Below are 5,321 nucleotides of genomic sequence, written 5' to 3' on the forward strand. Positions count from 1 at the left end.
GCCGTACACCTTCACCAGGTCGACCGCGGCGACCGCGGCGTGGCTGGTCTGCGGCGGGGCGTGGGTTGTCATCGTTCCTCCAGTGGCTGCGTGGTGACCGGGGAAGCGTCGCCGCCGCGGTGGGGTGGGCGCATCGGCCCGGGGCCGGGTATCGCCGTCACCGGGTCTGCCTTTTGGCCGATCCGGCAGCTCCGCCCGGCTGGCTACGCTGGGTCACCATGAGCGCTCCGGATCTTCGCCGTCTGTGGGTACGCCTGGCCCAGGCGGCCGGGCTGGTGGCCTTTGGCCTCCTCGCTCTGTTCGACTTCACGGCCAGCACTGCGGACGACCGCGGGATCTCGGCTCTTCTGCTCCTGCTGGTGCCGGTGGGGTTGGCGGTGGCGACGGTGCCGCTCTGGCTGCCGGTGCACCAACCGGGTTCGCGCCGGCTGCCGGTGGCCGCGCTGGCCCTCGCCGCCGCCTCACTGGCGGTGACCGCGGGGGTGGTGCTCCTCTCCGCAGGCGGCGGCATCCTGATCGCCCGCACCTGGGGGCTCGCCGAGTCGGCCGGGCTGATCGGCGTGGTCTTCGTGGTGAGCCGTTGGGGCGCGCCCCGGCTCGCCCCGTGGGCGGCGGTGGCCGCCGGGCTCGCCGTGGCCGCGATGCCGCTGCGCGTCGGCACCGACAGCCTGCTGGTGATCTTCGGACTGCTCCAGGCGCTCGCGGCGGCCGGCGCCGCCGGGGTGGGGCTCTACCTGCGGGTGATCGCCGCCGGCCGGGCGCGGGCGATCGCGCTGGTCCGGGCGGAGCAGCGCGCGGAGTTCGCCCGTGACCTGCACGACTTCATCGCCCACCACGTGACCGGGATCGTGGTGCAGGCGCAGGGCGCCCGGTTCGTCGCCGAACAGGACCCGCAGCGGGTGATCGTCGCCCTGGAGCAGATCGAGCGGGCCGGCGCGGAGACGATGGCCTCGATGCGGCGGATGGTCGGGATCCTGCGCAACCCGGACGCCCCGCCGGACGCGCCGCTGGCCCCGCTGGCCGGGGTGACCGAGTTGGAGCCGCTGCTGACCGGGTTCAACGGCGCGGCGAACGCGCCGGCCAGGCTGCACGTGGACGGTGACCTGACCGGACTGCCGGTGGAGGTCTCGACGTCGGCGTACCGGGTGGTGATGGAAGGGCTGACCAACACCCGTCAGCACGCGCCGGACGCCCGATCCGTGGATGTGGTCGTGCGGCGTACCCCGGACTGGTTGCTGGTCCGGGTCGCCGACGACGGTGCCTCGCCGCGCACCGCGCCGGCCCGGGGGCACGGTTTCGGTCTGATCGGCCTCACCGAGCGGGTCCGTGCGCTCGGCGGCACGATCACCGCCGGGCCCGGCGTCGTCGGTGGTTGGGTGCTCGACGCGGCGTTCCCGCTGCCCTCGGCGGTGGCCCGGTGATCCGGGTGTTGATCGCCGATGACCAGGCGATGGTCCGGACCGGCTTCGGCATGATCATTGGCGCCCAGTCGGACATGGAGGTGGTCGGCGAGGCCGCCGACGGGGTGCAGGCCGTCGAACTGGCCCGACGACTGCGCCCGGACGTGGTGCTGCTGGACATCCGGATGCCCCGCCTCGACGGTCTCGAGGCGCTGCGGCTGCTCGCCGGAGCGGGTGTCACCGACCCGGTCCGGGTGGTCGTGGTGACGACCTTCGACCTCGACGAGTACGTGCACACCGCGCTCGCCAACGGCGCCTGCGGCTTCCTGCTCAAGGACTCGGGCCCGGCCCTGCTGGTCGAGGCGGTCCGCGCGGCGGTGTCCGGCGACGCGCTGATCAGCCCCTCGATCACGGTACGACTGTTGGAGCACCTCAGCTCACCGGCCCCGGCGCGCGACGACGGCGGGCTGTCGCCACGGGAACTCGACGTCGTGAAGCTCGTCGCCCGCGGCCTGACCAACGCCGAGATCGCCACCCAGCTCTTCATCGCCGTGGGCACTGTCAAGACCCATCTGGCGAGCGTGCAGATGAAGCTGAAGGCCCGCAACCGGGTCGAGATCGCCGCCTGGGCCTGGGAACGCCGCCTCGTCGGCTGACGGGGCAACGGTGCGACCAGCAGTGGCCTAACATCGTCGACAGTCGATGACTGGTCCGCTGCGGTCACCCGGAAGCGAGGCAAGCATCATGCGCGATCAACAGGGGCGCGGCGTCCGATCCAGGGCCGCCGCGCTGGCCGCCTGCGTGCTCACGACGACAGTGCTGGCGGCGGGCGCGACCCCGGCGTACGCCGCCGCGGACACCGAACGACCCACCGCCCCCGGCCCGATCACCGTCGTCGCCGTCGACACCACCTGGATCGAGCTGACCTGGGCGCCCGCGACCGACAACGTCGGCGTGGTCAGCTACCCGGTCGGCGTCCGGTTCGAGGATTCCGGCGCCCAGTACTCGACCGACACCACCAGCATCCGGATCACCGGCCTGCGGCCGTCGCGCACGTACGTCTTCTCCGTCGCGGCGGTGGACGCGGCCGGCAACCGTTCACTGTCCGACCCGACAGTGCGGGTGACCATGCCACCGGGAGACGACCAACCGCCCGGCGCACCCGGCCAACCGGTCGCCTACGACGTCGCCGCCACGCTGCTGTGGCTGCGCTGGGCGCACTCGGTCGAGAATGTCGCCCTCGACCGGTACGAGGTGTTCCGGGTCGACGCCGGCGGCGTCCTCACCCGGGTCAGCGAGGTGTACCAGTACCCGCCCGGGCGCAACAGCACCCAGATCAGCGGGCTGACGCCGAGCACCACGTACACCTTCGTGGTGCAGGCCCGCGACGAGGCCGGCCACCTGTCACCGATGTCCGCACCGGTCACCGTGACCACGCTGCCGCCACCGCCGAGCTGCACGATCCGCTCGAGGGTGGGGCAGTGGCCCGACGGTCTGGTGGCACGCCTTCTGGTCACCAACACCGGCGCGACGGCGATCGACGGTTGGACGATGCGGTGGCGGTTCTACGCCGCCCAGCAGCTGCGCAGCCTGTGGGGCGCGGAGGTCGTCGACCGCGACAGCAGCTACCTGCGGGTGCGCAACGTCCGCCACAACGCGCTGATCCCACCCGGCGGCACGGTGTCGCTGGGGTTCGTCGCCACCGGATCACAGCCACCGGAGGAGGTCACGCTCAACGGCGGCAGCTGCACGGTGGCGGCTGAGTAACACTCGGGTACGAAGTCTGGCGCGCGCCAGGACATCTTGCGACGCTAACGCCTGTGTATGACTACGACCTGTTGGTGCTGGGTTCCGGACCCAGCGGTCAGAAGGCCGCGATCGCCGCCGCCAAGCTCGGCCGGCGGGTCGGCATCGTGGACCGCCGCGACATGATCGGTGGGGTGTGCATCAACACCGGCACCGTCCCCTCCAAGACCCTGCGCGAGGCCGTGCTCTACCTGACCGGCCTGAGCCAGCGGGACCTGTACGGCAGCAGCTACCGGGTCAAGGAGGAGATCACGGTCAGCGACCTGGCCGCCCGGACCCAGCACGTCATCACCCGGCAGACCGACGTCATCCGCAACCAGCTGGCCCGCAACCGGGTCGCGATGATCACCGGCACCGGACGGTTCGCCGACGCGCACTCGATCTGGGTCGACGGTGGCTCCGGCCGCGAGTCCAAGGTGACCTTCGACAAGATCGTCATCGCCGCTGGCACCCGCCCGGCCCGCCCGGACAGCGTCGACTTCGACGACCGGACCATCGTGGACTCCGACGGCGTCATCAACCTCCAGGCCGTACCCCGCAGCATGGTCGTGGTCGGCGCGGGCGTGATCGGCATGGAGTACGCCTCGATGTTCGCCGCGCTCGGCACGAAGGTGACGGTGGTGGAGCGCCGCGACCGGATGCTGGAGTTCTGCGACGACGAGATCGTCGAGTCACTCAAGTACCACCTGCGCGACCTGTCCGTGGCGTTCCGCTTCGGCGAGGAGGTGGCCGCCGTGGAGAAACACCAGACGGCCGCGCTGTGCGTCCTCAAGAGCGGCAAGAAGATCGTCGCCGACACGGTGATGTACTCGGCCGGCCGGCAGGGCCAGACCGACGACCTGGCGCTGGAGGCGGCCGGGCTGGCGGCCGACCGACGCGGCCGGATCGCCGTCGACGGCAACTACCGCACCTCGGTGGAGCACATCTACGCGGTCGGCGACGTGATCGGCTTCCCCGCGCTCGCGTCCACCTCGATGGAGCAGGGCCGGCTGGCCGCGCAACACGCCTGCGGCGAGCCGATCCGGGAGATGCACGGCCTGCAACCGATCGGCATCTACACGATCCCGGAGATCAGCTTCGTCGGGCAGACCGAGGCGCAGCTCACCGAGAGTTCCACCCCGTTCGAGGTGGGCGTCGCCCGCTACCGCGAGTTGGCCCGGGGTCAGATCGTGGGCGACTCGTACGGCATGTTGAAGCTGCTCGTCTCCCCCGACGACGGCCGACTGCTCGGGGTGCACGTGTTCGGCACCGCCGCCACCGAGATCGTCCACATCGGTCAGGCCGTGGTGGGCTGCGGCGGCACCATCGACTACCTGATCGACGCGGTGTTCAACTACCCGACGCTGGCCGAGGCGTACAAGGTGGCCGCCCTGGACGCGTCCAACAAGATCCGCAACATCACCCGCATCGACGGCTGACTCCTCGGGGCGGCCGGGCCATCCCCGATCACCCGTTGGCGGGATGCCCCGGCGACCGTCGCCGATGCCAGAATTTCCCCATGCGACGCGCCATCGTCGGGCGGGACGAGGTGTTCGACCGGGCCTGGCAGCAGCTGGGCCGATCCGGGCCGGTACTGGTGGAGGGGCCGGCCGGCATCGGCAAGTCCGAACTCTGGCGGGCACTGGTCGCGCACGCCACCCAGGCGGGGTGGCTGGTCCTCAGCTGCGCGCCCACCGAGGCCGAGGCGGAGCTTCCCTACGCCGCCCTGGCCGACCTGTTGCGTCCGCTCGCCGACCAGGTCGCCGCGCTGCCCGGCCCGCAGCGGGCCGCGGCTGAGGTCGTGCTCCTCTCCGGCACCGTCCGGGAGGCCGTCGACACCCGGGTGGTCGGGGCGGCGACCCGGTCCCTGCTGGAAGCCGCCACGACCGACCCCCACTTGAGGACGCTGGTGGCAGTGGACGACGCGCCGTGGCTGGACCGGCCGAGCGAGCGCGCGTTGCGGTACGCGCTACGCCGGGTGGCGGGCCTGAGCGTGCTGGTGAGTCGCCGACGCGGCCAAGGCGACAGCGAGGACGTGCCGCTCGGGCTCGACGACGGCCGCCACGGCAACCGGCTCGACCGGGTGGAGCTGCCGCCACTCGACGTCGGCGCGCTGCACCACGTCGTGCGCGACCA

General features: G+C 72.1%; 5 protein-coding genes. All 5 read left to right on the plus strand.

Translation table 11 applies throughout. The features are described 5' to 3' along the window. Positions 1-218: 218 nt before the first annotated feature. Positions 219-1,421, plus strand: coding sequence for a sensor histidine kinase (locus tag KBX53_RS21180; protein WP_210861203.1), 1,203 nt, complete (start codon positions 219-221; stop codon positions 1,419-1,421). Further along, entirely contained in the window at positions 1,418-2,056 is a 639-nt protein-coding gene (locus tag KBX53_RS21185) for a response regulator transcription factor (RefSeq protein WP_030338152.1), read from the plus strand. Before KBX53_RS21180 ends, KBX53_RS21185 begins: the two co-directional genes overlap by 4 nt. Before the next feature lie 88 nt (positions 2,057-2,144). After that, positions 2,145-3,167 (plus strand): fibronectin type III domain-containing protein, encoded by a 1,023-nt coding sequence (locus tag KBX53_RS21190; protein ID WP_210861205.1) that lies wholly within the window; start codon positions 2,145-2,147, stop codon positions 3,165-3,167. A gap of 53 nt (positions 3,168-3,220) precedes the next feature. Further along, positions 3,221-4,624 (plus strand): Si-specific NAD(P)(+) transhydrogenase, encoded by a 1,404-nt coding sequence (sthA, locus tag KBX53_RS21195; protein WP_210861207.1) that lies wholly within the window; start codon positions 3,221-3,223, stop codon positions 4,622-4,624. 80 nt (positions 4,625-4,704) lie between these two features. After that, on the plus strand, positions 4,705-5,321 hold a 617-nt coding region (locus KBX53_RS21200), incomplete at its 3' end, for an ATP-binding protein (protein ID WP_210861209.1).

Origin of the sequence: Micromonospora sp. M51 (genome assembly GCF_018070305.1) — a bacterium.
Classification (GTDB): domain Bacteria; phylum Actinomycetota; class Actinomycetes; order Mycobacteriales; family Micromonosporaceae; genus Micromonospora; species Micromonospora parva.

What these genes read in the sequence shown, in the direction of transcription:
- KBX53_RS21180 (WP_210861203.1), top strand. Translation starts at nt 219, where the DNA reads ATGAGCGCTCCGGATCTTCGCCGTCTGTGGGTACGCCTGGCCCAGGCG.
- KBX53_RS21190 (WP_210861205.1), top strand. Translation starts at nt 2,145, where the DNA reads ATGCGCGATCAACAGGGGCGCGGCGTCCGATCCAGGGCCGCCGCGCTG.